The following is a 26,427-nucleotide window of genomic DNA, read 5'->3' as shown; positions in this document are numbered from 1 at the left end:
TGTGGTCCTACCCCCGTGCTTTTTGTTGCACGGGACCCACGGGTGCAGCCGGCACCCGGCTTTCCCTGCGCCCTCTGATGATTGAGAGGGTAACGAGATGCAAAGCTCGGGCAACGCATGCCGCGAGAACGCGGACTCACATCCCTCACGCTATTTGAAATTTGAATCAGAGCCATCCCCGCGTCATTGCGAGCGCAGCGAAGCAATCCATCGCGCCACTCGCGGAGGCATGGATTGCTTCGCTGCGCTCGCAATGACGGCATCGTCCTGGCCTTCGCAGGACGACAGCGGCGCGCGCAACCGCGCCTACACGCCTTCTTCGTTGAACTTGCTGGCGACGAGCTCGGCAATCGCATCGAGGGCGGCTTCGGCTTCGGGGCCGGTGGCGGAGACGATGACTGAGGTGCCGGGGCCGGCGGCGAGCATCATCAGGCCCATGATCGAGGTGCCGCCGACGGTCTCGCTGCCGCGCGTCACCCAGACCTCGGCCTCGAAGCGCTCGACCATCTGCACGAACTTGGCGGAAGCGCGCGCGTGCAGGCCGCGCTTGTTGACGATCAGAAGTTCACGGGAGATCGCGCCCGCAGGAACCGTCGGGCCGACTTCGTTTTCGCCCGAGCCCTCGGCGCTCATTTGCCGGCAAGGACGCGGCTGGCGATGGTGACGTATTTGCGGCCCGCTTCCTGGGCCATCGCGATCGCGTCCGGCAGCGACCGTTCCTCGCGAACCTTCGCGAGCTTCACCAGCATCGGAAGGTTGATGCCTGCGAGCACTTCGACCTTGGGCCGGCTCATGCAGGAGATCGCGAGGTTCGACGGCGTGCCGCCGAACATGTCGGTGAGGATCGCAACGCCGTCGCCACTATCGACGCGGTTGACCGCCTCGATGATGTCGCTGCGACATAGATCGGCGTCGTCTTCGGCTCCGATCGTAATTGCTTCAATTTGTTTCTGTGGGCCCATTACGTGTTCGAGCGCTGCCTTGAACTCGTCGGCAAGGCGCCCGTGGGTCACAAGCACTAGACCAATCATCGGAAACTCCTCGCGGGTGCTTCTTGGTGCACCGCACGAACGCGCCACTTTGACCATCCAGAGGCCCCGCGCAAGAGGGCATCTTGGCAATCTCCCGGAATTTGGGGGCGGAGAAATACGGGTCTGCACCGGTCTATTCAGTGGCCATATTGCGGCTGATATGGTTACCAATCCGCCCCAAGCAATCATCCGCTAGATTACGGGAACATGAACTTTCAGTTGTCGTCAACGCTGCGACAACCAGTAGCAGGGGTGAAATGCCCTCACCGACGGGGATTCGCGGTAAAAAAACACCATTTATCTCGGTCTGCAGCGCTTCCGGCGGCGGCAGGCGCTCGGCATCGCCGGCGGCGAGATCGACCACCAGCCCCACGATCGCCTCATGTGTGTACTCAAGGCGGCGGATGCCGAGCCCGCGAATCTCGATCAGCCCGGCCAATTCGAGGGCTGGCCGGACCAGCAATTCTTTGCCGGCTGTGTCGAGATGGACACGGTCATCGCCCACCAGAACGGCCGGCGGGAGCTGTCCAGAACGGCCGGCGAGGATCAGATCGAAGGCGAGGCGCGACTTGCCGGAGCCGGACGGGCCGCGGATCAGCACCGCGCGTTCTCCCACCAGCACCGCGGATGCATGCACGCTGGCGCTCATGGCGCCGGCAGCCTGACCACGAAGCGCGCGCCAGCGACCGTCGGCTTGCCGTCGGCATCGGCGGGACCGGATCGGTTCTCGGCCCAGATGCGTCCGTTATGCGCCTCGATGATCTGCTTGGAGATCGACAGCCCCAGTCCGGAATTCTGGCCGAAGCCCTGGTGCGGACGGTCGGTGTAGAAGCGCTCGAAGATGCGCTCCAGCGCGTCCTCGCCGATGCCGGGGCCGTCGTCGTCGACCACGATCTCGATCTCCGAGCGCACGCGGCGGCAGACGATGCGCACCTTGTCGCCCGGTTGCGAGAACGACTGTGCGTTGGAGAGCAGGTTGGAGATCACCTGTCCGAGCCGCGAATCGTGGCCGGGCACCGCGAAGGAGTCCGTCGGCCCGCGGCCCTCGAAGCGGGCTTCGACCGCGACGTCGTGGCCGAGCTTGGTCTCGTTGGCGACCGAGGTCAGCGTCGTCAGCAGGCGGCGCAGATCGACCGGCGCCATGTCCTGGCGCTGCAGCTCGGCATCGAGCCGGCTCGCATCCGAGATGTCGGAGATCAGCCGGTCGAGCCGCTTGACGTCGTGCTCGATCACGGCGAGCAGGCGGCCGCGGCTGCTTTCGGTGCGCGCCAGGGGCAGCGTCTCCACCGCCGAACGCAGCGACGTCAGCGGGTTCTTCAGCTCATGGGCGACGTCGGCGGCGAACATCTCGATCGCCTCGATCCGGCTGTAGAGCGCGTTGGTCATGTCGCGCAGCGCGCCGGAGAGATGGCCGATCTCGTCGCGGCGGCGGCTGAAATCGGGAATCTGGACGCGGGTCTGGATGCGGCGGCGGACGCTTTCAGCGCCGTCGGCAAGCCGCCGCACCGGGCCGGCAATGGTGCTCGCAAGCAGGAGCGACAGCACGATCATCACGGCAGCGGCAACGCCGCCGACCTTGAGGATCGCGAGCCGCTCGGCGGTCACCATCTGGTCGATGTCGTCGCCCTGGGTGGAGAGCATCAACGCGCCATGCACGGCGCGGAAGCGCTGCACGGGGACGGCGACCGAGACGATCACCTCGCCGCGATCGTTGACGCGCACCATGCTGCTCTTCTGACCGTTCAGGGATTGCGCGACCTCCTGGTAGCCGGTGCCGTTCTCCGGGCCGAGTTCGCGATAGAGCGGCAGATCGCCGCGGTTCAGCCAGGTGCGGATCGCGATCGTGGTCCGTTCGGCGAACCCCGGCTTCTCCGCGTTCGGCGGCGGCAGCTCGATCCTGAACACGTCGCCCTTGCCGTAGAGGCTGCGGCTGTCGAGGATCAATCCGCCCTCGCGATCGAAAATGCGGGCGCGCGTCTTGGTCGGCGAGATCAGCCGCCGCAGCACGGGCGCGACGCGTTCGGGATTGATCGGGAAGTCGGAATATTCGTCCGGCACGCCGTAGCTTTCGCCGGGCTTGAGGTCGAGCAGCCGCTCCGGATCGATAGTGATGGTGTTGGTCTCGACGGTAGCGGAAGCCGCGATGGCGCCGGCGATGATCTCGGCCTGCACCAGAAGGCTCTGGGCGCGCGCATCGATCAGGCCGGCGCGGAATTGCGACAGGTACAGGATGCTGGCGACGAGGGCGACCAGGCCCGCGAGATTCAGCGAGACGATGCGGCGGGTCAGGCTCGAGAAGGACAGCGCGAAGAAGAACTGTCCGGCGCGGCTCAGCCAGTCCAGCGGCCGCCAACGCTTCGTCGTCGCCTTGTCGGCAAACTGCTCCTGCTCGAGGAGCGCCTGGGCGTCCTCGACGGTTTGGGCCGGGTCGGGCTGCGTTCGATCAAGCACAGGCAGAACTGCCGGTTCGTTGACGAGGGGTGTTACCATGCACGCTATTGGGCCCGCACCCTACCCCATAGGTGCGGACCGTGTCAGTTAACAAAGCGGAGCTTTCGCCGCGGATCAGGCTTCCTTGAAGCGATACCCCACGCCGTACAAGGTTTCGATCATCTCGAAATCCTCGTCGACCACCTTGAACTTCTTGCGCAGCCGCTTGATGTGGCTGTCGATGGTACGATCGTCGACATAGACCTGGTCGTCATAGGCGGCGTCCATCAGCGCATTACGGCTCTTCACCACGCCGGGCCGCGTCGCCAGTGCCTGAAGGATCAAGAATTCGGTGACCGTCAGCGTCACCGGCTCGTTCTTCCAGGTGCAGGTGTGGCGCTCCGGATCCATCCTGAGCAGGCCGCGATCGAGCGCGCGCGTATCCGGCTCCTTCGGGGCTGCGGTCGGATCCTTGGGCTGGCCGCGGCGGAGCACGGCTTTCACGCGCTCGACCAAAAGGCGCTGCGAGAACGGCTTGCGGATGAAATCGTCGGCGCCCATTTTGAGGCCGAACAATTCGTCGATCTCTTCATCCTTGGAGGTCAGGAAGATCACCGGCAGATCGGATTTTTGTCTGAGCCGCCGCAGCGTTTCCATGCCGTCCATGCGCGGCATCTTGATATCGAGGATCGCCAGATCCGGTGGCGAGGTGCGGAAGCCATCGAGCGCCGACGCACCATCCGTGTATGTCATGATGCGGTAGCCTTCGGCTTCCAACGCTATCGAGACAGAGGTGAGAATGTTGCGGTCGTCGTCGACCAGGGCGATTGTGGGCATGAGCCTGCTTTCAGTTTTCCAGTTGGCTGAAACGGCGAGCATTCCGGTGATGCGCCGCATAATTGGGCTTCGGACTCGGTCAGCGAGCAACGCAAGGTGGGCTGAAGTGTGACCGAGTTCCGCCAAACGCCTCGCCCCCCGCGAACGCGTCCGACCCGTCTAGTGCCCGTTTACCCGAAAAAAGCCCCGAAGTGCAACCACATGGCTAGGCAATTACTAGGTAATTTCGATGCAACCGACCGCTGATTTTGACCCCGCCAGGCTGGCCCGTTCCCTGCTCCGGAGGAGCCGGCAAGGGGCTTTGGCGACGCTGATGCCGGGAACCGGCGATCCCTATTGTTCCCTGGTCAATGTCGCCAGCCACCCTGACGGTTCCCCGATACTGCTGCTCTCCCATCTGGCGGTCCATACCAGGAACCTGCTCGCCGACGTCAGGGTATCGCTGATGCTGGACGAGCGGGCCGAAGGCGACCCGCTGGAAGGGTCCCGGATCATGCTGGCCGGTCGGGCGGAACAGGCGGAAGGCGACGCCGCGAGCCTCCTGCGCCGCCGCTACCTCGCCGCCCATCCGTCCGCGGAAGCCTTTGTGGAATTTAAGGATTTCTCCTTCTTCCGGATCATCCCCTCCGCCACCCACCTCGTCGCCGGCTTCGGCCGGATCGTCGATCTGAGGCCAGAACAGTTCCTGACCGACCTGGCTGGGACGGACGGGTGGCTGGAGGCTGAAGCGGAGGCCGTCGAGCACATGAACGAGGCTCACCGCGACGCCATGGACCTTTATGCGACCCGGCTGCTCGGAGCCGAAAGCGCCGATTGGCGCTGCATTGGCTGCGACCCCGAGGGCATGGACATGCAGGCGGGCAAGCGGACGCTGCGGCTGGAATTTCCAGAGCGCGTGCGCAACGCTGCGGAGCTGCGCAAGATGTTGGTTCGACTCGCCAGTGAGGCGCGCGCAACGGGATAGGTGCGAACGGTGCGGTGTCGCATATCGTATGCATATTGGGGAGAATGCGGCCGTCAACGCGCTTCGCATCATGCATCTTATGCGCAACGGTGCGGAACGTTTACGCGCGCTGCGCATTCTTAACGGCCCTCGAATTCGATGGTGGCTTGCTGACGTCGAGCGAGGCTGTGCAATCAACTCTCATTGCCGATTGGATCGTGCAATCCAAGTGCAACGGCATTGCCGGCGACAAAGCCGATGTCTCCTCGCCCAAACTGCATATCGGGTAGTCTGTGCGTTGATTGAGAACGACGCCGCGCGTCCGATGGCACCAATTGTGCATCGCAAAGACGTCGGCCCCGGCATTGATCGCGCGATCCACGGGCAGAAAAGCCGCCTTGCGCTGCAGCAAGTGCTTGAACCACGTGGAAGGGAGGCCTTGGAATAAACCAAAATTCGGGGACTAGCTTGGCAAGCTCGGATTGCCCCATTATGAGGTCGCTGGACGGGGGCCTTCGGGCTATATTTGTTGTTGGAAAGGTCACCGCGACTGAGCGCGTTTAGCGACATTCGCGCAATGGGAAACGCGGGTTCGAGGAGGTTCTTCGTGCAAAACACGGGCGTGTACAACGGTGCCTTTGGCGCCGACAAATTCGGCTTAAAAAATCTCAAACGCGTGCATTGGAATCTCCACGCGCCGCAGCTCTATCAATATTCGCTTGCGGCAGGCGAGGCCGTGCTCTCAGCCGATGGTGCGCTTTGCGCGGACACCGGCGAATTCACCGGCCGCAGCCCGAAGGACAAGTTCACAGTTCGCGACGCGACCACCGACAAGAGCATGTGGTGGGCGGGCAACCAGTCGATCACATCAGAGCAGTTCGAAGCGCTCTATCAGGATTTCCTCAAGCATGCCGAAGGCAAGGCACTGTTCGCGCAGGATCTCTATGGCGGCGCCGATCCGACCTATCGGATCAAGACGCGCGTGTTCACCGAGCTCGCCTGGCATTCGCTGTTCATCCGCACGCTGCTGATCCGGCCCGAGGCGATCGAGCTTTCGAGCTTCGTGCCCGAACTCACCATCATCGACATGCCGAGCTTCCGCGCCGATCCCAAACGTCACGGCGTGCGCTCGGAGAATGTCGTCGCGATCGATTTCGCCCGCAAGATCGTCCTGATCGGCGGGTCTTATTATGCCGGCGAGATGAAGAAGTCGGTCTTCACCACGCTCAACTATTATCTGCCCGCGCGCGACGTGATGCCGATGCACTGCTCGGCCAATGTCGGGTCGAAGGGCGACAGCGCGATTTTCTTCGGCCTCTCCGGCACCGGCAAGACGACGCTGTCGGCCGATCCCAACCGCACGCTGATCGGCGACGACGAGCACGGCTGGGGCCCGAACGGCATCTTCAATTTCGAAGGCGGGTGCTACGCCAAGTGCATCAAGCTCTCGCAGGAAGCCGAGCCTCAGATCTATGCTGCGAGCACACGTTTTGGCGCCGTGCTCGAGAACTGCGTGCTTGACGAGGATACCCGCGTCGTCGACTTCGACGATGGCTCCAAGACCGAGAACACCCGTTCCGCCTATCCGCTCGACTTCATTCCCAACGCCTCGCGCAGTGGCCGCGCGCCGCATCCGAAGAATGTGGTGATGCTGGCGGCCGATGCCTTCGGCGTGCTGCCGCCGATCGCGAAGCTTTCGCCGGCGCAGGCGATGTATCACTTCCTGTCCGGCTACACCGCGAAGGTCGCCGGCACCGAGCGCGGCCTCGGCTCCGAGCCGCAGCCGGAATTCTCCACCTGCTTCGGCTCGCCGTTCCTGCCGCTCGATCCTTCGGTCTATGGCAACATGCTGCGCGACCTGATCGCCCAGCACAATGTCGATTGCTGGCTGGTCAACACCGGCTGGACCGGCGGCAAGTATGGCGTCGGCTCGCGCATGCCGATCAAGGTCACGCGCGCGCTGCTCACCGCGGCGCTCGATGGCAGCTTGCGCAATGTCGAATTCCGCACCGACGAATATTTCGGCTTTGCGGTGCCGACCGCGCTGCCCGGCGTGCCGAGCGAGATCCTTAATCCGGTGAACACCTGGAAGGACAAGGCCGAGTTCGACAAGACCGCCCGCGCATTGGTCGGCATGTTCCAGAAGAACTTCGCCAAGTTCGAGAGCAAGGTCGACGCCGAAGTCCGCGCCGCCGCGCCGGACGTGAAGCTCGCGGCCGAATAGCCTCGCATATTTCCGCGAATGAAAAGGGCGACCCCGCGGTCGCCCTTTTCTACTCCGGAACATGTCTGCGGCGCAGCCTATTCGCTATTCGCCATGTCAATCCGGCAGCACCGCATTGGTCGGTGTCGGGCGGTCGGTGATCTGCAGGCCGAACAGGCTGCCGATCAGTTCGACCACGACCCGTGCGGTACGGCCGCGCTCGTCGAGGAAGGGGTTGAGCTCGACGATGTCGACCGAGCGCACCAGTCCGGAATCGTGCAACAGCTCCATGATCAGGTGCGCTTCGCGGTAGGTCGCGCCGCCCGGCACCGTGGTGCCGACGCCGGGCGCAACCGAAGGATCGAGGAAGTCGACGTCGAACGAGACATGCAGCACGCCGTTCCTCGCCTTGACGCGATCGATCACGCGGCGGATCAGCACGGCGACGCCGAATTCGTCGATGGCGCGCATGTCGGCTATGGCGACGCTCCGCTCGCGCAATAGCTTGCGCTCCAGCGGGTCGACAGAGCGGGTGCCGATCAGGTCGAGCTGATCAGGTGTAATCGAGGCGCGCGGCAGGCCGCCGAGCAGGTTGTCGAGCCCGGGCTCGCCGCAGAGGAAAGCGGCCGACATGCCGTGCATGTTGCCGGTGATCGTCGTGTCGGGCGTGTTGTAGTCGGCATGCGCGTCGACCCACAGCGCGAACAGCGGCCGGCCCTTCTCCTGCCAGAAGCGCGCAACCCCATTGATCGATCCCATCGAGAGCGAATGATCGCCGCCCATGAAGATCGGCACCGCGCCGGATTTCGCCAGCCAGTAGGCGCGCTCGGATGTCTGGCGAATCCAGGTTTTCACCTCATCATAGAATTTCGTATTCGCCGGCACCGGCCCGTCCGAGACCACCGCGGGGATTGAGAGATCACCGTGGTCGTCGACGCGAAGCTCCAATTGCTCCAGCACGCGCGCGATCCCGGCGGTGCGCAGTGCCGCTGGACCCATCAGCGTGCCGGCCTGCGCGGCGCCGATCTCGATGGGCACTCCGAGGAGCGCGATGTGCGATGGCTTTGAATTGTCAGCTTCGGGCATGCGGCGGCGCTCTCTCAAATCGTGGGGTGGGCGAAGCGAAGCGTGCCCACCCTACGCCTTCCCGATCACGCCTTGAAATAGGCGATCTGCGTCGTGGTTGCGAGCAGGCGGCCGGAGGGTGACCACAACTCGCCATTCTGGTCGCCATAGCTCTTGTGGAAGATCTTGGCATCGGCAGCCGCCAGCACGCGGGTGATGTTCTCGGCGGCAAGATCGGCGGCGTCGATGTGGAAATAGGTCGTCAGCGACACCGTACCGAACGGCACCAGTTCCCGCTTGGCGTGGAAAACGCGGCCAAAGAATGCGTCCGACATCGCGATCAGCGAGAGCGCATCGATCTTGCGCGGCGCGCGGTCACCGATCCAGAGCTTGGAATAGGTTTCGGGCGCCGCGCTCGATGGCGTGCCGAATTTCGGCTCGCCTTCGACGAAGCGGAAGTCATATTGCTTGACCCACGCTGCCGCGGTCTTGGGATAGGGCAGGGTCTGTTCGAACGGTGTTGCGTCCGGAAACTTCACCTGCTGGTGCGACCAGGACGGGCGGCGTTCGGCGAACACGGCGGTTGCGAGCGTCGCGACCTCGCCGCCGTCCTGCGTCATCTCCACGGACCAGTGCTGGCTCGAACGATTGGCCTTCACCAGGCGGACATCGAGGTCAAAGGCGCCTTGCGCAACCGGCGCGCAATAATTGACGGTGAGCGCAAGCGGATCGCCGGCACGTTGCGGATGGTCGATCAGTGCCCGCAGGATGGTTGCAGCGGTGGCCCCGCCGAACGGGCCGACAAATGCCCAGTAGTCGTCGCTGGTCCTGCCCTGCCAGCGGCTGTCGCCGGCAGTAACCGCGGTGGCATCGTCGAACAAATGCGGGGTCTTGGTGAGCATATGATTCCTCGGTTGCAGCCCAAGCGACATCGTCATTGGGAGGAGCGATAGCGACGAAGCAATCCATCTCTCCACGCGGGTGGAGGGATGGATTGCTTCCGCCTTCGCTCGCTGAGCTACGGCGGACAAGTCGCTTCGCTCGCAATGACGGCGCGCGTTATCTGCAGTATCCCGGCATTTCCGCCGAATTCAATGATGTCGGAGGTAATCGATTTCCGCCGCGTGGGATTAGCGCTTGGCTCCCCACTGCGCCTGCTCCTTCAGCAGGCGCGGCGTCGGCGGCTTCACGGGCACGTTCCAGATCTCTTCGGCGTATTCGCGGATGGTGCGGTCGGAGGAGAACCACGGCATCCGCGCCACGTTGAGGATCGAGGCCCGGGTCCACGCCGGCACCACCTGCCAGCGCGCATCGATGGCGCGCTGGGTGTCGTAGTAGGAATCGAAGTCGGCGCTGACCATGTAATGGTCGAGATAGCGCAGCGCATGGCCGATCGAGGCGAAGCGGGCGGGATCGCCGGGCGAGAACGCGCCGCTCTCGATTGCGGTGATCGCACGCGCCAGCCGCGGCGAACTGCCGATCAGGTCGCTGGCATCGAGCCCTTGCTTGCGGCGGACCATGACGTCGCCGGCTTCCATGCCGAAGATCGCGATATTCTCGGCCCCGACATGGTCGCGAATCTCGATATTGGCACCGTCGAGCGTGCCGACGGTCAGCGCGCCGTTGAGCGCGAGCTTCATGTTGCCGGTGCCGGAGGCTTCCATGCCGGCGGTCGAGATCTGCTCGGACAGGTCGGCGGCCGGGATGATCACCTCGGCCAGGCTGACGTTGTAGTCGGCGAGGAAGGCGATCTTCAGCCGGCCATCGATCGCGGGATCGTTGTTGACGACTTCGGCGACGTCGTTGATCAGCTTGATGATCAGCTTGGCGTAGCGGTAGCTCGCCGCCGCCTTGCCGGCGAAGATTTTTACGCGCGGCACCCAGTCGCGCTGCGGCTCATCCTTGATCGCCTGGTACAGCGCGACCGCTTCCAGGATGTTCAGGAGTTGCCGCTTGTATTCATGGATGCGCTTGATCTGAACATCGAACAGCGCCGATGGGTCGACCTTGATGTGGTTGCGCTCGGCCATCAGCCGCGCCAGCAGCACCTTGTTGTGGCGCTTGACCTCGCGGAACTGTTGCTGGAACGCGTTGTCGCTGGCATGGGACTCGAGCCGCTCGAACAGCGAGAAATCGTCGAGCACGGCTTCGCCGCAGACGTCGCGGATCAGGCCCGTGAGTCTCGGATTGGCCAGCATCAGCCAGCGGCGGAACGTGATGCCGTTGGTCTTGTTCGTGATGCGCGTGGGATAGAGATGGTGGAGATCGTGGAACACGGTCTCCTTCATCAGATCGGAATGCATCGCCGAGACGCCGTTGATGCGGTGCGAGCCGACAAAGGCGAGCTGTCCCATTCGCACCCGGCGGCCCGATTTCTCGTCGATCAGCGACACCGAGGCGCGGAATTCGATGTCGCCTGGGCAGCGCTCTTCGGCGAGCGCCAGATGCTGCACATTGATGCGATAGATGATCTCCAGATGCCGCGGCAATAGCCGCTCGAACAGCTCGACCGGCCAGGTCTCCAGCGCCTCCGGCAGCAGCGTGTGGTTGGTGTAGGACAGCGTCGCGACAGTGATCTTCCACGCCTCGTCCCAGCGGAAATGGTGCAGGTCGACCAGGATCCGCATCAGCTCGGTGACGGCGAGGCTCGGATGGGTGTCGTTGAGCTGCACGGCCGCCTTCATCGCAAGGCTGCGGAGCTGGCCGTCGGCCGAAAGGTGCCGCTTGACCAGGTCCTGCAGCGAGGCCGAGACGAAGAAATATTCCTGGCGCAGGCGCAGTTCGCGCCCCGCGGCGCTTTCGTCGTTCGGATAAAGGAATTTGCAGATCGCCTCGGCGCGCGCCTGCTCGGCGCTGGCTGAGACATAGTCGCCGGTGTTGAACATGTCGAGCTTCAGCGGATCCGGCGCGTGCGCGGACCACAGTCGCAGCGCGTTGACGCGCTGGCCGCGCCAGCCGACGATCGGGGTGTCGTAGGCCATCGCCTCCACGGTTTCCGCCGGGTGCCAGATGGCGCGGTCACGGCCGCCTTCGTCGACATGCTCGACGGTGCCGCCGAAATGGATGTTGTAGACGACTTCCGGACGCTGGAATTCCCAGGGATTGCCGAAGCCCAGCCACTCATCCGGATATTCCTGCTGCCAGCCGTGATTGATGATTTGGCGGAACAGGCCGAAATCGTAGCGGATGCCGTAGCCGATGGCGGGGATCGACAGCGTCGCCATGCTCTCCATGAAGCAGGCGGCGAGCCGCCCGAGGCCGCCATTGCCGAGCGCTGCGTCAGGCTCGCATCTGCGCAGTTCGTCGAGGCCGACGCCGAGATCGCCGAGTGCTCCCTCGAACACGGGCAAGAGGCCCATATTGTTGAGCGCGTCGGTGAACAGGCGGCCGATCAGAAATTCCAGCGAAAGATAATAGACCCGCTTGGCGCCGGCGTCGTAGCTCTCTTTTTCCGCCGTGAGCCAGCGATGGGTGATGCGGTCGCGCAGCGCAAGCGCCGCCGCCTTGTACCAATCGCGCTTGGTCGCCACGCTGGCGTCCTTGCCGATCTCCAGCCTCAGCTTGGCGAGGATCGCGCCCTTGATCTCTGCCAGCGCCAATTCATCGATCGGCTGATTGAGCGCCGGATAGCTTCCTGAGAAAGACTGTTCTTGCAATGCGGCAATCCTGAACTTTGGGGACTCGATCATGATCCGATGAGACGAAATCGGATCATGATCTAATCTCTTTGTTTGAGCATGATCTTTTCGGATCATGCTCCGGACAACGGATGATACGCGTCTTGCACTTCAATCGGAACCGCCCAGCCGGTTGTTGTGCACCGCGCTGGTATGATTTTATGCAAGGACCGGGCCGATTTTGCGACCTCAAGGCGACGCGCTTCGGTGGTATGGTTACATATTAGGCGGCACAACCACCGTCATCGAGAGGGACACCCATGAGACTGCTGATCGAGATCGCAGCCGCTGTGCTGTTCATCGTCTGCATCACCGTCACCAGTGCCGCTTTCGCCGCCGGCAGGCCCGGGCGCAGCGCCGACGGCTTGACCTGCGGCTTCAGCATGCCACCAAACGCAACTCCAGCCGCCCGTTGCGTCGCCATCAAGCGGCAATGCGGCGGCAGCTTTTACGCGAACTATTGTGGCGACAAGATGCTGTCGGCGATGTGAGACTGTCTTCGTCGTCTCGGCGAAGGCCGGGACCCATAACCACAGGGCTCAGATCAGGTGCGATAGATCAGCCCAATCGAGATTGTTTTCTTCAATCAACCGAATCTTCCAATCACGCCGCCAAGTCTTCAACTGCTTTTCGCGCGTGATCGCTTCCTGCGGTGAAGCGTAGGTTTCCATGTAGACGAGGCGCGTTACGTCGTACTTCTTGACGAACTCCGATCCCCGTCCGGCACGATGCAGCGTGAGACGACCGTGCAGGTTGTTGCAAACGCCGATATAAAGCGTCCCATGGCGGCGGCTGGCGAGAATGTAAACGTAATAGATCCTGACAGCGGTCATGTATCGGCTCGACCTACCCACATCGAACACTGGTGGCTATGGGTACCGGCCTTCGCCGGGACGACGACGGAGGAGCGTCAGAACAAATTAAGAACATTTTAGCAAGTATTTGATATCATTCTGATTCGGCGGCATCGCCGACACAACATCTATGGCCTGTCCGTTCCCGCGAGGACTACATGTCCACTATTGCTTTCGATCAATTCGCGCTCACCCGCATCGCCGACTTTGCGCGCTCGCTGTCGCGCCTGCATCAGGCGTCCCGCCGCCAATGGGTCGATGACGACCAGATCGACCGCGAGTTCAACGCGGTCTGCATGTCGATCTGGGGCTACACCATCGACGACATCAGCGACGACTTGTTCTCACCTGCGGATCACGCCTGGCTCGATTCGCTCGATGAAGCGCATGCGCGCATCTTCGCCGCCGAGCAGGGCTATGACCTTGTCGAGGACCAGGGCATGCTGACGGACTGGTGGGGCTATTGCTGGATGATCCTCGCCGAAAAGCGCGGATTGCTGACGCCGGAAAACCGTGCCGCAGCGCGTGCGACAATCGAGGAGAAATATCTCGCCGCGCCGAATGTGATCGGGGTGATTGTCGGGCGGTAAAGTTTGCCTTCTTTGCTAAGTATCCACGCTGTCATTCCGGGTTCGATGCTTCGCATCGCCCCGGAATGACAGCTTAAGTCGCTAATTGACCTCCGCCCGCTTCGCCTTCGGCGCGGCCGATTTCGGCACGACGGAGACCGGTGCCGCGGGGTCATGGCTCGTGTCCGGCTGCGGCGCTTCGCCGACCGTCTCGGCCGCGACCGGCGCGACCTTCATCTCGCCGAGCCGGGCACGGAGTTCGGCGGTGAGACCGGGGTAGGATGCGACCGGCGTGAAGTCGGCGCTCTGGTTGTTGCCGACCCGGACGCCGGTATAAGCAACCAGGCCATCGGTGGTGGCGACCACGTCGCCGGCGCGAAGCGAGCTATCGAGGGTGAGGTCAACGGGCGCGAGGCCGGCGGGATCGCGGCCGTTGCAGGTGCAGTCCGCGCGCAGCGACTTGCGGTAGGCGAAGGCGTTCTCGCTGTCGGCATAGCGTTCGCCGGTTGACGAGGTCGCGTAGTCGATGCTGCCGCCGTAGAAAACCTTGGTGGCTGTCGCTGGACAGAACGCCTGGCAGAGCTGAACCGGCGTCGCGCTGCCGCGCAAGGTCAGCGGGAAATATTTGCCATCGCAGCTTCTGACACAAAAGGCAGGGCCGGAACCGGCAACGCGGGCCGCCGGTGCGGCTTGCTGCGGCTGCTGCTGGTTGAGGCCGAACGGATCGAACAAACCGGGTTGCGACTGGCCCTGATGGGCCTGCTGCCTCTGCAAGCCGCCAAAGAGGAAATCGAGCAGGTTTTCCGCCGAGACATGCGCCGGCGCGAGCGTCATCGCGCCCGCAAGGGCGGCGGCAACTAGCGTCAGATGGCGCCGCACGCGCCGATCAGTAAACCCTCTACGCAACGCCAACTCCACCCGACAGAGCCAACAGTGCCGAGACGTCGTCTCCGCGCGATTCACCCTAATGTCGGATGGTAAACGAGCAGTTGATTGCGGAAGAACTAAGGAGATGGGCGTAATCTGGCGCGGTGTGCCGATGAGGCAACACTCGATTATGATCCGTTAACGGATCATCATCTCGTCTCTTTGTTTGAGCATGCTCTTCCGCGCAAACGCTTCGCGTTTGTCGTGAGGGAAAACCGGTTCCCACTTTTCCGGATCATGCTCTAGCTCTTGAGGAACTCGCCCGCTTTGTACAACGAGCGGAACGGAAGGCCGGCTTCCGCGAACGTTTCTGTTGCGCCTTCCTCGCGGTCGACCATGGTGAAGACCAGCGCGACCTCGCCGCCGGCCTCGCGCACGGCTTCCACCGCCTTCATCGCCGAGCCGCCGGTGGTGGTGACGTCCTCGACGATCACGATGCGCTTGCCCTGCAGCGTCTCACCTTTGGCAAGTCCCTCGACCGCTAGCTTCGCACCGTGCTCCTTGGGCTTCTTGCGCACGAAGAAGGCCGCGATCGGATGTCCCTTGATCCAGGAGAGCTGCGCGATCGCGCCCGCGAGCGGCACGGCACCCATCTCGAGGCCGCCGACGAAATCAAGATTGTCGTCTTTCAGCGCTTCATAAGTGAGTTCGGCAAGCAATGCGGCGCCCTCGGGATCCAGCATCGTCGGCTTGAGGTTGAAATAGAAATCGCTCTTGCGGCCCGAGGCCAGCGTGATCTCGCCGCGCCCGAAAGAGCGCTTACGGATGATCTCGGCGAGGCGGGCGCGGGCGGCTGATTTGGACAAAGGCGGCTTTCCGGGTCGTTTACGGTGGCGCGCAATCTATCGGCGGTCGTGGCGAGATTCCAGCGCCGAAAGCTCCCCGTCAACAACGCCCGCGTCACACGGGGCGCGGATCGATATTCGTAAAGGGCCGTTGTAACCGCGTCCGGTTCCGCGCTAGGGAAGCGTCAAACGATTGTGGGGGAAGCGAAAATGACCATCGAGCTGCACACCTGGAACACGCCGAATGGCCGCAAAATCTCGGTTGCGCTGGAGGAGATGGGGCTGCCCTACCAAGTGTTCCCGGTGAACATCACCAAGGGCGAGCAGATGGCGCCAAGCTTCCTCGAAATCGGCCCGAACAACAAGATTCCCGCAATCGTCGACCCGGACGGCCCCGGCGGCAAGCGGGTCAGCGTATTCGAATCGGGCGCGATCCTGCTCTATCTCGGCGAGAAGAGCGGAAAGTTCCTGCCCAAGCCTTTGATCGAGCGCATCCCGGTCTATGAATGGCTGATGTGGCAGATGGGCGGTTTTGGTCCGATGCCGGGCCAGGTGCACCATTTCATCGCGCTCGAGAACGAGCAGGACCGCGCCTATGGCCTGAAGCGCTTCATGACCGAGACACTCCGCCTCTACGGCGTGCTGAACCGCCGGCTCGAAGGCCGCGACTTCGTCGCCGGCGATCTGTCGGTCGCCGATTTCGCCATCCTCGGCTGGGCCTGGCGCCACCCGCGGCACAAGGTCAATCTCGGCGATTTCCCCAATGTCGAGCGCTGGTACAACAAGCTGATGGCCCGTCCCGGCGTGAAGCGCGGCATGGAAGCGAAGCTGGATTGATGCTCTTTTCTGCTCCCTCGCCCCGCTCTTGCGGGGAGAGGGTTGGGGTGAGGGGCCTTCTCCGCAAACACGGTGAGAGATGAGCCTGCGGCGGCTCCCCCTCACCCGGAATTCAAGCTGCGCTTGAATTCCGACCTCTCCCCGCAAGCGGGGTGAGGTGAAGAAGTCACGCTCTCCTCGCCTCGAACGCCATCTTCATCGCAAGCCCCGCCAGCACCGTGCCCATCAGCCAGCGCTGCAGCAGCAGCCAGGCCGGCCGCGTGCCGAGGAACAGCGCGATCGAACCGGCAGCGAGCGCGATTATCGCGTTGACGCTGACGCTGATCGCGATCTGGGTCACGCCGAGCGCGAGCGACTGCGTCAGCACGCTGCCCGTGGGATCGATGAACTGCGGCAGCAGCGCCAGATAGAGCATCGCGATCTTGGGATTCAGCAGGTTGGTGACAAATCCCATCGCGAACAGCTTCCGGGGGCTGTCGACCTGGAGCTTCTTCACCTGGAACGGCGAACGTCCGCCGGGTTTCAGCGCCTGCCACGCCAGCCACAACAGATAGGCCGCGCCGGCAAAGCGCAGCGCGTCATAGGCGTAGGGGATCGCGAACAACAGCGCGGTGATGCCGAATGCCGCTGATAGCATGTAGAACACGAAGCCGAGCGCCACCCCGCCGAGCGACACGATCCCGGCTGCCGGCCCCTGCGTGATCGAGCGCGAGATCAGGTAGATCATGTTCGGCCCCGGCGTTAGCACCATGCCGAGCGAGAGCAGCGCAAAACCGAGCAAGGCGGAGGTGTGAGGCATCAGGAACTCGCGGGAGGATGCACGTTTCTAACGCGCGTCGTGCCGCGATTCCATTGCGCAATTGCTCCGAGTGCATTTTTGCTGTCGTCGTCCGTCTGGGCGACGACAGAGAGAGCTCAATGCGCCTCGTCCCAATTGTTGGCGGCGCGGGCGTCGACCTGCAGCGGCAGCGACAGGATCACGGCCGGGAAGGGCGCGTCCTGCATCACATGCTGCACGACCGGCAGGGTTGCCGCGACTTCCTCGTCGGGGACCTCGAAGATCAGTTCGTCATGCACCTGCAACAGCATCTGCGCGGATAGCTTCTTCTCGGCGAGCGCGCCCTCGATGCGGGTCATAGCGCGGCGGATGATGTCGGCGGCCGAACCCTGCAGGCGGGCGTTGATCGCGGCGCGCTCGTTGAAGGCGCGGACCGAGGCGTTGCTGGCCTTGATGTCGGGGTAGTAGCATTTGCGGCCGAACAGCGTGGTGACATAGCCGTTGCGGCGGCAGAAATCCTTGGTCTCGTCCATATAGGCGCGGATGCCCGGGAAGCGCTCGAAATACTTCCTGATGTAGGCGGAAGCCTCTTCACGCGCGATGCCGAGCTGGTTGGCGAGGCCGAACGCCGAGATGCCGTAGATGATGCCGAAATTGATCGCCTTGGCGCGGCGGCGCACTTCGCTCGGCATGTCCTTGATCGGCACGCCGAACATCTCGGACGCCGTCATGGCATGAATGTCGAGGCCGTCGCGGAACGCCTGCTTCAGCACGGGGATGTCGGCAATCTCCGCGAGCAGCCGCAGCTCGATCTGCGAATAATCCGCCGATACCAGCTTGTGCCCGGGCGTCGCGACAAAGGCGCGGCGGATCTTCCTGCCGTCCTCGGTGCGCACGGGGATGTTCTGCAGGTTCGGCTCGTTCGACGACAGCCGCCCCGTGGTGGTCGCAGCCAGCGCGTAGGTGGTGTGGACGCGATGGGTCTGCGGATTGACGTAGGTCGGCAGCGCGTCGGTATAGGTCGATTTCAGCTTCGAGACCTGCCGCCATTCCAGGATCTTCTTCGGGAATTCGTGGCCCTGCTCGGCGAGGTCGTCCAGCACCTGCGCGGTCGTCGACCACGCGCCGGTCTTGGTCTTCGTGCCGCCGGGCAATCCCATCTTGCCGAACAGGATGTCGCCGATCTGCTTGGGGCTGCCGACATTGATCGGCTCCCCCGCGATCTCCTGGACCTCGGCCTCGACGCGCGCCGCGGTCTGGGCGAAATCGCCTGACAGCCGCGACAGCACCTGGCGGTCGATCGAGATGCCGCGCCGCTCCATCCGCGCCAGCACGGAGACCAGCGGCCGCTCCAGTGTCTCGTAGACGCTCGCCATCCGCTCCGCGACCAGGCGGGGCTTCAATACGCGCCACAGCCGCAGGATCACGTCGGCGCCCTCGGCGCAGTGCTCGGTCGCCTTGTCGATCGCAACCTGGTCGAACGTCAGTCTGTTCTTGCCGCTACCGGTCAGCCCGTTCTCGGCGAGCACCGCATGCCCGAGCCAACGCTCGGCCAGCGATTCCAGCGCATGAGAGCCGCGGCCGGCGTCGAGCACGTAGGAGATCAACTGCGCATCGTCATAGTTGCGCAGCGTGATGCCGGCTTGCGCCAGCATCACCGCGTTGAACTTGACGTCGAAGCCGATCTTCAGGATGCCCTGCGATTCCAGGATCGGCCGCAAGGCTTCGATCGCCTGCTCGAACTTGATTTGGTCCGGCGCCAATCCCGCGTCGAACAGCCCGCTGCCTCCGCCCGCCTGCTTGTGGGCGAGCGGGATATAGGCGGCGTCGTCGGGGCCGAGTGCGAGCGCAATGCCGGAAATCTCCGCCTGCATTGGATCGATCGAATTCGCCTTCGCCTGGACCGCGACATGGCCGGTATCATGGATCCGCGCGATGAAGGCGCCCAGCTGATCGAGGCTCTTGATCGTCAGGTATTTGCTGCGATCGATTTTCGTCCTGCGCGCCGCCTCCGCGCGCGCTTCGGCGAGCGCGATCGGCGTGCCCTTGAGGCTTGAGGCCTTGTCTTCCTTGCCCGCAGGCTTGTTACGCTCTTTGGCGGCAGGCGCGCCCTGCGTGGGCCCGCCGGGACCCGGCGCGGGCTCGACGTCGGAAGGAGGCAACGGCGAGAACACGCTCGCGCCGCTCTTGTTGCCGGGATCGGGCTCGATATCGGATGGGTCGATCTGCGAATATTCGGCGACGCGGCGGGTCAGAGTCGAAAACTCCATCGCCTTCAGGAACGCGATCAGCCGGCGCGGATCCGGCTCATGCACGGCGAGGTCGTCGAGCGGCACCTCGAGCTCGACCTTGTCGTCGAGCAGCACAAGCTGGCGCGAGATGCGCGCCTTCTCGGCATTTTCGACCAGCGCCTCGCGACGCTTCGGCTGCTTGATCTCGCCGGCGTGGCTCAGCAGGGATTCGAGATCGCCATATTCGGTGATGAGCTGCGCCGCGGTCTTGACGCCGATGCCGGGCACGCCGGGCACGTTATCAGTGGAATCGCCGGCCAAGGCCTGTACCTCGACCACCTTTTCCGGCGGCACGCCGAACTTCTCGATCACTTCGGGAATGCCGATGCGGCGATCCTTCATGGTGTCGTACATGCTGACGCAGTCGGTGACGAGCTGCATCAGGTCCTTGTCGGAGGACACGATCGTCGCGCTCGCGCCGCGCTCGCAGGCGAGCCGGACATAGGTCGCGATGAGGTCGTCGGCCTCATAGCCGACCTGCTCCAGGCAGGGCAGGTCGAAGGCCCGGACCGCCTCGCGGATCAGCGCGAATTGCGGGATCAGGTCATCGGGCGCCGGCGGCCGGTGCGCCTTGTAGTCGGGATAGATCTTGTTGCGGAAGGTGATCTCGGACTTGTCGAAGACGATGGCGAGATGGGTCGGCCGGTTGTCCTCGGGCATCTCGCGCAGGAGCTTCCACAGCATGTTGCAGAAGCCGAGCACGGCATTGACCTGCAGTCCGTCGGACTTGCGGTTCAGCGGTGGCAGGGCGTGGTAGGCGCGGAAGATGTAGGAGGAACCGTCGACCAGGAACACATGGTGGCCCTTGGCCGGAGCCTTGGCGGCAACGGGCTTGGGGGCGGCTTTGGGTTCTGTCTTGGCTGAGGTCTTGGAGGCTGATTTCGGCATGGCCGAAATTTAGGGATTTTTGCAGCAAATGACAGCCTTCAGGTGCCGAATTTTGGCGAACCGCACACCTTCGTCGTCCCGGGGTTAAGCCTGGGACGACGACCAAATTATTCGGCCGCCTGCAATACTGCCGCTTTCTTCGGCGCGATCCAGAACGCGGCGGGGCGCTCGAACAGGAAGTTGGCGCGGACGGCGAGCGCGATGCGCCAGATCACCAGTGCGCCGACGAGACCGGTGATGGTGACGAGCAGCGAGATCAGACCGATGTCGTGGATCACGCCGCTGCGCAACAGGCCGACGCGTGCGATCACCATCGGCAGGAAGAAGGCGAGATAGATCACGATCGAATGCTCGCCGCAAAAGCGCAAGGCCGTGAGCCACTTCATCCGTGCCAGCAGCGTCCCGGTGACGACGATGGCAAAGGCGCCCGCAAATCCCAGTACCAGCGAGACGAGCGGCCATTCGCTCACCCCCGCGATCACCAGGGCGCCATTGACCAGCACCCACAGCGCGAGCCCGATCAGCGCCAATGTCGGCGCGGAGCGTGCACGGTTCGACAGCTTGAAGACGGTGGGCGCAAAGAGATAGCCGGCATAGAAATAGACGAAGCGCGCGCAGAATTCGTCGATCACGGTCCAGCCGGTCACCACATGCGCCATCTCGAGTCCGGCGGCCAGCGCCAGAATCGCGAGCGGCGGCAGATTGCGTGTCAGTTTTGTGACGACGAAGAAGATCGGCAGCAGATAGATGAACCACAGCGTGCCGAAAGGTTCGATGAAGGATTCGAGATAGAGGTAGCCGGTATGGCTCCAGCTCGTTTCGGCGGCAAAGGCCGGCGCCTTGAACGCAAACTGGATCGTCACCCAGAGCACGTAGAAATAGGCGAAGTGGACGACCTTGCGGTCGAGATAGGTGCGCCAGTCACGGTCGATCACGAGCGAGAGGAAGAGGCCCGAAATCAGGAAAAAATCCGGCATCCGGAACGGTTTGGCGAACATGACAAACGCGTGCATGAAACCGGTCTCGCCGGCGGCGGCTTCCACGCCCAGGACCGAGTGCATCATCACGACCATGACGATGCAGATGCCCTTGGCGTAGTCCACCCAATCGATGCGCCCGTCCGGCGAGGTGGCGGAACGCAGGCTCGCGGAGGTTGTCCCGTTTGCGGTCATGACTGTCCTGTTTCGGCGCGCATTTGGCGCATCTTCGGCCGGATCGGTTGCTATCGCCTTTATTCATACAAATGACATGCCGCTCGTGCCTGCTTTTTGCCGTTTCCTCCGGGCCGGCAAATGTTCTAAGACGCTGGCCGGGAGTTGCGGAATCGTTAACGATAGCAAGCGGGTGGTTTCATGCGCATCGCCATGATTGGCACGGGTTATGTGGGACTGGTCTCTGGCGCGTGTTTTGCGGATTTCGGACACCACGTCACCTGCGTGGACAAGGACGTCGAGAAGATCAACGCCCTGCGCCGCGGCGAAATCCCGATCTTCGAGCCGGGGCTGGACGCTCTGGTCGCCGCCAATGTGAAGGCGAGGCGGCTCGACTTCACCACCGATCTGAAGGACCCGGTCGCCGACGCTGACGCGGTCTTCATCGCCGTCGGTACGCCGTCGCGCCGCGGCGACGGCCATGCCGACCTCTCTTACGTCTATGCCGCCGCCCGCGAGATCGCCGGTGCGCTCAAAGGCTTCACGGTGGTGGTGACCAAATCGACCGTGCCGGTCGGCACCGGCGACGAGGTCGAGCGCCTGATCCGCGAAGCCAACCCGGCCGCCGACGTCGCGGTCGCCTCGAATCCGGAATTCCTGCGCGAGGGCGCCGCGATCCGCGACTTCAAATTCCCGGACCGCATCGTGGTCGGCACATCAGATGAGCGCGCGCGGAAAGTGCTCGGCGATGTCTACCGGCCGCTGTCGCTCAACCAGGCGCCGCTGATGTATACGGCGCGGCGCACGGCGGAGCTGATCAAATACGCCGCCAACGCATTCCTGGCGACCAAGATCACCTTCATCAACGAGATCGCCGATCTCTCCGAAAAGGTCGGCGCCGACGTCCAGGAAGTCGCGCGCGGCATCGGGCTCGACAACCGCATCGGCTCCAAGTTCCTGCATGCCGGCCCCGGTTTCGGCGGCTCCTGCTTCCCCAAGGACACCCGCGCGCTGATCAAGATCGCGCAGGACCATGACGTGAATTTGCGCATCGTGGAGGCCGTGCTCGGCGTCAACGACAACCGCAAGCGCGCGATGGCGCGCAAGGTTGCGGGCCTCGCCGGCAATTTGCGCGGCAAGACGGTGGCCGTGCTCGGTCTCACCTTCAAGCCGGAGACCGACGACATGCGGGAAGCACCCTCCATCCCGATCGTCACCGGCCTGTTGGACATGGGCGCAAAAGTGCGGGCGCATGATCCTGTCGGCATTGAGCAGGCGCGCAAGGAGCTGCCGGATATCGAGTATTGCGATGATCCCTATGAATGCGTGACCGGCGCCGACGCCATGGTCGTCGTCACCGAGTGGGTACAATACCGCACGCTTGACCTTGAGCGGTTGAAGAACCTGTTGCGGCAGCCGGTCGTGGTCGATCTCCGCAACATCTACCGCCCCGAGGATATGGCCGCGCACGGCTTCAGCTATGAGAGCGTTGGCCGCGCAGCCGAACCGCCGGTTTGACGATTATTACTTTTCGTCATGGCCGGGCTTGTCCCGGCCATCCACGTTCTGTTTTCTCCTTTTCGGCAAGAGAGACGTGGATGCCCGGGACAAGCCCGGGCATGACGACGTGGTGAGGCCGTGCCCCGTCATTTCGACACTCCACTTCCCATTGACGCAGCGCTCGGCGAGCTCGCGGCGACGCTTGCGGCGAAGAATACGGCCGTGCTCGTCGCGCCGCCCGGCGCCGGCAAGACCACGCGGGTGCCGCTGGCGCTGCTCGACGAGCCCTGGACCAACGGCAAGAAGATCATCGTGTTGGAGCCGCGGCGGATCGCGGCGCGCGCCAGCGCCGAGCGTATGGCGCGGACGCTTGGCGAGCGGGTTGGCGAAACCGTCGGGTATCGCGTTCGCTTCGGCTCGAAAGTGTCGCGCGCCACCCGCATCGAGGTCGTCACCGAAGGCATCTTCTCGCGCCAGATCCTCGGCGATCCCGAACTCACAGGCATTGCCGCAGTCCTGTTCGACGAATTTCATGAGCGCTCGCTCGATGCCGATCTGGGACTCGCGCTGGCGCGCGACGCGCAGCAGGGCTTGCGCGAGGATCTTCGCCTGCTCGTGATGTCGGCAACGCTCGACGGCGCACGTGTCGCCAAGCTGCTGGGCGATGCACCTGTTGTTGAGAGTGAAGGCCGCGCCTTTCCAGTGGAGACGCGTTATCTGGGTCGCAAGATGGACGTTCCGCTGGAGCGGCAGATGGCGGAGGCGATCTCAATAGCGCTTCGCGCCGACCCCGGCTCGGTGCTCGCGTTCCTGCCGGGCGCTGCCGAAATCCGACGCACGCAGAATTTTCTCGAAGAACGCATCCGCGACGCTGCGATCGAGATCGTGCCGCTGTTCGGCGCGCTCGATGCCAGCGTTCAGGACCGCGCCATCGCGCCGGCACCCAAGGGTCACCGCAAGGTGGTGCTGGCGACCTCGATCGCCGAGACCTCGCTGACCATCGAGGGTGTGCGCATTGTCGTGGATTCCGGCATGTCGCGCGTTCCGCGCTACGAGCCCGACATCGCCTTGACGCGCCTCGAGACCGTGCGCGCTTCGCGTGCCGCGGTCGATCAGCGCCGCGGCCGCGCCGGCCGTACCGAGCCCGGTGTCTGCTACCGGCTGTGGGACGAGCCGCAGACCGCCTCGCTCGCGCCCTACACCCAGCCCGAGATCCTGTCCGCCGACCTGTCCTCGCTGGTGCTCGACCTCGCGCAATGGGGTGTCAGCGATGCGTCCGGCCTTGCGTTCCTCGATCCGCCGCCGCTGCCGGCCTGGAACGAAGCAAGCGTGCTCCTGCGCGAACTCGGCGCGCTCGATGTCGACGGCCGGATCACGGCGGAAGGCAACAGCCTGCGTGCGCTGGCGCTGCCGCCGCGGCTCGCCCGCATGATCGTGGATTCGACGCGGTTTGGCGCGGCGGCAGGAGCCGCGGAGATCGCAGCGGTGCTCACCGAGCGCGGGCTCGGCGGCGACAGTGTCGATCTTGATGTCAGGCTCGATCAGTTCCGTCGCGATCGCTCGCAGCGGGCCTCGAGCGCGCGCAGCCTCGCGCAGCGCTGGGCTTCGCAGGTGACGTCGTCGAAAGCGTCCGAGGCCATAGGCGAGCTCTCCACCGGCACGATGCTGGCCTTCGCCTTTCCCGATCGCGTCGCGCGCAACCGCGGCAATGGCAGCTTTGTGCTCGCCAACGGCCGCGGCGCCAGCGTCGAGCAGACGTCCCCACTTGCGCGTTCATCCTATATCGCAGTCGGAGAGTTGACCGGCACCGCGGCGAGCGGCCGGATCCTGCTGGCGGCGCCGATCACTCTGGAAGAGATCGAGCTGCGTTTCGCAGGTGAGATCGAGACTACGGAAGATATTTCGTTCGACCGAAGTGCGATGGCGCTGCGCGCGCGGCGCAGGCGCACGCTGCATGCGATCACGCTGTCGGAAGCGCCGGTGGCGCTGTCCCCGTCGGCGGAGACTGCACGCGTGCTTGCAGATGGCTTGATCGCTGCGGGCCTCGACAAGTTGCCGTGGTCAAAGCACGCCAAGCAATGGCGCGACCGCGTGATGTTCCTGCGCAAGGCCGAAGGCGATAGCTGGCCGGATCTGTCGGATGAGGCGCTGGCGCGGGAGCGCGAGACCTGGCTGGTGCCTGCGCTTTACGACAAGACCTCGCTCAAGGAGTTGTCGGCCGGCGATCTCTCGGATGCGCTGATGGCGCTGTTGCCCTGGAATCTACGTGCCCGGCTGGAGCAGGAGGCGCCGACCCATTTCGAGGCGCCGACGGGCAGCCAGCTTGCGATCGACTACGAGGCCGAGCAGGGCCCGACCATCGCGGTCCGGCTGCAGGAACTGTTCGGGCTCAACATCCATCCATCGATCGCGAAGGGCGCTGTGCCGCTGGTGCTGGAATTGCTGTCACCGGCGCAGCGCCCGGTGCAGGTGACGCGGGATCTGCCAGGCTTCTGGCGCGGCAGCTACAGTGCCGTGCGTGCCGATCTACGCGGGCGCTACCCGAAGCACCCATGGCCGGAGGACCCTGCCAATGCCGTGCCGACGCGTCGGGCCAAGCCGCGCGGGACGTAGTCCTCGCTTCGTCATTGCCGGGCTTGACCCGGCAATCCATCCCAAGAAGCTTTTCTGAAGATCGTTGGATACGCGGGTCAAGCCCGCGTATGACGGCGTTGCCGTTAACGCTTCACTCATCATTTTCGCGAAAATGGCAGGCTCCATCGCCGCTGCCGGTCGCGAGACGGCGGATGGCGTGGTGAAATCGGCCAGTTCCTGGAAATCTGCGTGGCGTCATGCGTAACATAATGATCCTTGCCGCCATCCTGGTCGGCCTCGGCAGCTTCATGGCGCAGATGGCGGACAAGATGACGCCGGCCTCCGCGTCCGCCACGACCGCTTCGAAGAGTATCCCCGTTCAGACCGTGGCGCAGGGCGGCGGCCGCACGCTGAGCATTCCTCGCGACCCCCGCGGACACTTTGCGACGGACGGCCGCATCGACGGCCAGCGCATCGACTTCATGGTCGACACCGGCGCCTCGCTTGTTGCGCTGAATGAGAAATCCGCCGCGCGCTTCGGCCTGCGCCCGTCGCGCGGCGACTACACCGCCACCGTCACCACCGCCAACGGCACCATCAAGGCCGCGCGCGCCCGCCTTGCCATGATCGATCTCGGCGGCCTCATCGTCCGCGACGTCGACGCCATGGTGCTGCCCGACGAAGCGCTTTCCGAAAACCTGCTCGGCCTGTCCTTCCTGTCCAAGCTGAAGCGCTTCGAATATGCCAACGGCAGGCTCGTGCTGGAGCAGTAAGATAGCTTGCTTGCTACCGCGATCGAAATCGCCAGTGATCGCTGACGCGATTTATGCCTTCTGAGTGGGCATTTCCCGGCCAACAAATCCGCCGCAATTGTCGGCCAATAGCAGCCGATCCCACCTTTCGCCGCAGTCCGCCTTTGGCTATTGGCTGCAGCATTGACCATCACGCTCTCGCGAGGCTGCTACAAGATGTTTCCAAAGCCCAAGCCCGTTCTGGTTCCGAACACCTATGCCTTCGAATCCGAGCCGATGGTGAAGCCGACCGGGTTTCGCGAATATGACGCGCGCTGGCTGTTCGGCAAGGAAAT

General features: G+C 63.8%; 22 protein-coding genes. 8 read left to right on the top strand and 14 right to left on the bottom strand.

Annotated features, from left to right (window positions below; all coding sequences use genetic code 11):
- Nucleotides 1-306: 306 nt before the first annotated feature.
- From AC5ZGW_RS40070 to AC5ZGW_RS40050, 5 genes are all read right to left on the bottom strand, one after another.
- Nucleotides 307-633, bottom strand: coding sequence for an HPr family phosphocarrier protein (locus AC5ZGW_RS40070; protein WP_130228554.1), 327 nt, complete (start codon nucleotides 631-633; stop codon nucleotides 307-309).
- Nucleotides 630-1,031 (bottom strand): PTS sugar transporter subunit IIA, encoded by a 402-nt coding sequence (locus AC5ZGW_RS40065; RefSeq protein WP_027579987.1) that lies wholly within the window; start codon nucleotides 1,029-1,031, stop codon nucleotides 630-632. Before AC5ZGW_RS40065 ends, AC5ZGW_RS40070 begins: the two co-directional genes overlap by 4 nt.
- Nucleotides 1,032-1,164: 133 nt before the next feature.
- On the bottom strand, nucleotides 1,165-1,680 hold the full coding sequence (locus tag AC5ZGW_RS40060) for an HPr kinase/phosphorylase (protein ID WP_130228553.1): 516 nt from the start codon (nucleotides 1,678-1,680) through the stop codon (nucleotides 1,165-1,167).
- On the bottom strand, nucleotides 1,677-3,482 hold the full coding sequence (locus AC5ZGW_RS40055) for a sensor histidine kinase (protein ID WP_165435432.1): 1,806 nt from the start codon (nucleotides 3,480-3,482) through the stop codon (nucleotides 1,677-1,679). The genes AC5ZGW_RS40060 and AC5ZGW_RS40055 overlap by 4 nt, the downstream gene beginning before the upstream one ends.
- Nucleotides 3,483-3,596: 114 nt before the next feature.
- A complete protein-coding gene (locus AC5ZGW_RS40050) occupies nucleotides 3,597-4,298 on the bottom strand; it encodes a response regulator transcription factor (protein WP_027579989.1) in 702 nt (233 codons plus the stop codon).
- 229 nt (nucleotides 4,299-4,527) lie between these two features.
- Between AC5ZGW_RS40050 and AC5ZGW_RS40045 the strand changes: the two genes are divergently transcribed.
- Nucleotides 4,528-5,262 carry a HugZ family pyridoxamine 5'-phosphate oxidase gene (locus tag AC5ZGW_RS40045; protein ID WP_130228551.1) on the top strand — a complete coding sequence of 245 codons (735 nt, stop codon included), beginning with the start codon at nucleotides 4,528-4,530 and terminating at the stop codon, nucleotides 5,260-5,262.
- A 586-nt stretch (nucleotides 5,263-5,848) separates the two neighbouring features.
- Nucleotides 5,849-7,465 carry a phosphoenolpyruvate carboxykinase gene (locus AC5ZGW_RS40040; protein ID WP_028168028.1) on the top strand — a complete coding sequence of 539 codons (1,617 nt, stop codon included), beginning with the start codon at nucleotides 5,849-5,851 and terminating at the stop codon, nucleotides 7,463-7,465.
- A 96-nt stretch (nucleotides 7,466-7,561) separates the two neighbouring features.
- Here the strand turns inward: AC5ZGW_RS40040 and rocF are convergent, their stop codons facing one another.
- The 3 genes from rocF to AC5ZGW_RS40025 all read right to left on the bottom strand — a co-directional run bounded on the left by rocF (nucleotide 7,562) and on the right by AC5ZGW_RS40025 (nucleotide 12,165).
- Entirely contained in the window at nucleotides 7,562-8,530 is a 969-nt protein-coding gene (gene rocF, locus AC5ZGW_RS40035; protein WP_130228550.1) for an arginase, read from the bottom strand.
- Between the two features lie 65 nt (nucleotides 8,531-8,595).
- Nucleotides 8,596-9,411 (bottom strand): acyl-CoA thioesterase, encoded by an 816-nt coding sequence (locus AC5ZGW_RS40030; RefSeq protein WP_130228549.1) that lies wholly within the window; start codon nucleotides 9,409-9,411, stop codon nucleotides 8,596-8,598.
- Between the two features lie 228 nt (nucleotides 9,412-9,639).
- Nucleotides 9,640-12,165 (bottom strand): glycogen/starch/alpha-glucan phosphorylase, encoded by a 2,526-nt coding sequence (locus AC5ZGW_RS40025; protein ID WP_165435431.1) that lies wholly within the window; start codon nucleotides 12,163-12,165, stop codon nucleotides 9,640-9,642.
- 281 nt (nucleotides 12,166-12,446) lie between these two features.
- Between AC5ZGW_RS40025 and AC5ZGW_RS40020 the strand changes: the two genes are divergently transcribed.
- Nucleotides 12,447-12,677: a hypothetical protein gene (locus tag AC5ZGW_RS40020; RefSeq protein WP_028168032.1), complete on the top strand. Its 231-nt coding sequence runs from the start codon at nucleotides 12,447-12,449 to the stop codon at nucleotides 12,675-12,677.
- 48 nt (nucleotides 12,678-12,725) lie between these two features.
- Here the strand turns inward: AC5ZGW_RS40020 and AC5ZGW_RS40015 are convergent, their stop codons facing one another.
- A complete protein-coding gene (locus AC5ZGW_RS40015; RefSeq protein WP_130228556.1) occupies nucleotides 12,726-13,004 on the bottom strand; it encodes a GIY-YIG nuclease family protein in 279 nt (92 codons plus the stop codon).
- A 194-nt stretch (nucleotides 13,005-13,198) separates the two neighbouring features.
- Here AC5ZGW_RS40015 and AC5ZGW_RS40010 point away from each other — a divergent pair, with 194 nt between their 5' ends.
- Entirely contained in the window at nucleotides 13,199-13,630 is a 432-nt protein-coding gene (locus AC5ZGW_RS40010; protein WP_028168034.1) for a hypothetical protein, read from the top strand.
- A gap of 81 nt (nucleotides 13,631-13,711) precedes the next feature.
- Here the strand turns inward: AC5ZGW_RS40010 and AC5ZGW_RS40005 are convergent, their stop codons facing one another.
- Complete coding sequence (locus AC5ZGW_RS40005; protein ID WP_474419278.1) at nucleotides 13,712-14,515, bottom strand: DUF2865 domain-containing protein; 804 nt, start codon at nucleotides 14,513-14,515, stop codon at nucleotides 13,712-13,714.
- Nucleotides 14,516-14,778: 263 nt separating this feature from the next.
- Entirely contained in the window at nucleotides 14,779-15,342 is a 564-nt protein-coding gene (pyrE, locus tag AC5ZGW_RS40000) for an orotate phosphoribosyltransferase (protein WP_028168036.1), read from the bottom strand.
- A 189-nt stretch (nucleotides 15,343-15,531) separates the two neighbouring features.
- On the opposite strand from pyrE, the gene AC5ZGW_RS39995 reads away from it, so the two are divergent.
- Nucleotides 15,532-16,158 carry a glutathione S-transferase family protein gene (locus AC5ZGW_RS39995; protein ID WP_130228548.1) on the top strand — a complete coding sequence of 209 codons (627 nt, stop codon included), beginning with the start codon at nucleotides 15,532-15,534 and terminating at the stop codon, nucleotides 16,156-16,158.
- Nucleotides 16,159-16,324: 166 nt separating this feature from the next.
- On the opposite strand, the gene AC5ZGW_RS39990 is transcribed toward AC5ZGW_RS39995, so the two are convergent.
- From AC5ZGW_RS39990 to AC5ZGW_RS39980, 3 genes are all read right to left on the bottom strand, one after another.
- Nucleotides 16,325-16,957 (bottom strand): LysE family translocator, encoded by a 633-nt coding sequence (locus AC5ZGW_RS39990; protein WP_130228547.1) that lies wholly within the window; start codon nucleotides 16,955-16,957, stop codon nucleotides 16,325-16,327.
- A gap of 116 nt (nucleotides 16,958-17,073) precedes the next feature.
- On the bottom strand, nucleotides 17,074-20,115 hold the full coding sequence (polA, locus tag AC5ZGW_RS39985) for a DNA polymerase I (RefSeq protein ID WP_130228546.1): 3,042 nt from the start codon (nucleotides 20,113-20,115) through the stop codon (nucleotides 17,074-17,076).
- 107 nt (nucleotides 20,116-20,222) lie between these two features.
- Nucleotides 20,223-21,287: an acyltransferase family protein gene (locus tag AC5ZGW_RS39980; RefSeq protein WP_130228545.1), complete on the bottom strand. Its 1,065-nt coding sequence runs from the start codon at nucleotides 21,285-21,287 to the stop codon at nucleotides 20,223-20,225.
- 180 nt (nucleotides 21,288-21,467) lie between these two features.
- On the opposite strand from AC5ZGW_RS39980, the gene AC5ZGW_RS39975 reads away from it, so the two are divergent.
- The 3 genes from AC5ZGW_RS39975 (at nucleotide 21,468) to AC5ZGW_RS39965 (ending at nucleotide 26,113) form a co-directional block, all read left to right on the top strand.
- The gene (locus AC5ZGW_RS39975; RefSeq protein ID WP_130228544.1) at nucleotides 21,468-22,784 is read left to right on the top strand and encodes a UDP-glucose dehydrogenase family protein; all 1,317 of its coding nucleotides are present in this window, start codon (nucleotides 21,468-21,470) and stop codon (nucleotides 22,782-22,784) included.
- 120 nt (nucleotides 22,785-22,904) lie between these two features.
- A complete protein-coding gene (gene hrpB, locus AC5ZGW_RS39970; RefSeq protein WP_130228543.1) occupies nucleotides 22,905-25,379 on the top strand; it encodes an ATP-dependent helicase HrpB in 2,475 nt (824 codons plus the stop codon).
- A 218-nt stretch (nucleotides 25,380-25,597) separates the two neighbouring features.
- Nucleotides 25,598-26,113: a TIGR02281 family clan AA aspartic protease gene (locus AC5ZGW_RS39965; protein WP_130228542.1), complete on the top strand. Its 516-nt coding sequence runs from the start codon at nucleotides 25,598-25,600 to the stop codon at nucleotides 26,111-26,113.
- Nucleotides 26,114-26,427 lie beyond the last annotated feature (314 nt).

The sequence above is a fragment of the Bradyrhizobium sp. Crot121 genome (assembly GCF_059512385.1).
This window is presented reverse-complemented; position numbering and strand designations above follow the sequence as displayed.

What these genes read in the sequence shown, in the direction of transcription:
- AC5ZGW_RS39975 (WP_130228544.1), top strand. Translation starts at nt 21,468, where the DNA reads ATGCGCATCGCCATGATTGGCACGGGTTATGTGGGACTGGTCTCTGGC.
- AC5ZGW_RS39990 (WP_130228547.1), bottom strand. Translation starts at nt 16,957, where the DNA reads ATGCCTCACACCTCCGCCTTGCTCGGTTTTGCGCTGCTCTCGCTCGGC.
- AC5ZGW_RS39980 (WP_130228545.1), bottom strand. Translation starts at nt 21,287, where the DNA reads ATGACCGCAAACGGGACAACCTCCGCGAGCCTGCGTTCCGCCACCTCG.
- AC5ZGW_RS40030 (WP_130228549.1), bottom strand. Translation starts at nt 9,411, where the DNA reads ATGCTCACCAAGACCCCGCATTTGTTCGACGATGCCACCGCGGTTACT.
- AC5ZGW_RS40065 (WP_027579987.1), bottom strand. Translation starts at nt 1,031, where the DNA reads ATGATTGGTCTAGTGCTTGTGACCCACGGGCGCCTTGCCGACGAGTTC.
- AC5ZGW_RS39965 (WP_130228542.1), top strand. Translation starts at nt 25,598, where the DNA reads ATGCGTAACATAATGATCCTTGCCGCCATCCTGGTCGGCCTCGGCAGC.
- rocF (WP_130228550.1), bottom strand. Translation starts at nt 8,530, where the DNA reads ATGCCCGAAGCTGACAATTCAAAGCCATCGCACATCGCGCTCCTCGGA.
- AC5ZGW_RS40060 (WP_130228553.1), bottom strand. Translation starts at nt 1,680, where the DNA reads ATGAGCGCCAGCGTGCATGCATCCGCGGTGCTGGTGGGAGAACGCGCG.
- AC5ZGW_RS40010 (WP_028168034.1), top strand. Translation starts at nt 13,199, where the DNA reads ATGTCCACTATTGCTTTCGATCAATTCGCGCTCACCCGCATCGCCGAC.
- AC5ZGW_RS40070 (WP_130228554.1), bottom strand. Translation starts at nt 633, where the DNA reads ATGAGCGCCGAGGGCTCGGGCGAAAACGAAGTCGGCCCGACGGTTCCT.
- AC5ZGW_RS40020 (WP_028168032.1), top strand. Translation starts at nt 12,447, where the DNA reads ATGAGACTGCTGATCGAGATCGCAGCCGCTGTGCTGTTCATCGTCTGC.
- AC5ZGW_RS40045 (WP_130228551.1), top strand. Translation starts at nt 4,528, where the DNA reads ATGCAACCGACCGCTGATTTTGACCCCGCCAGGCTGGCCCGTTCCCTG.
- AC5ZGW_RS39995 (WP_130228548.1), top strand. Translation starts at nt 15,532, where the DNA reads ATGACCATCGAGCTGCACACCTGGAACACGCCGAATGGCCGCAAAATC.
- polA (WP_130228546.1), bottom strand. Translation starts at nt 20,115, where the DNA reads ATGCCGAAATCAGCCTCCAAGACCTCAGCCAAGACAGAACCCAAAGCC.
- AC5ZGW_RS40050 (WP_027579989.1), bottom strand. Translation starts at nt 4,298, where the DNA reads ATGCCCACAATCGCCCTGGTCGACGACGACCGCAACATTCTCACCTCT.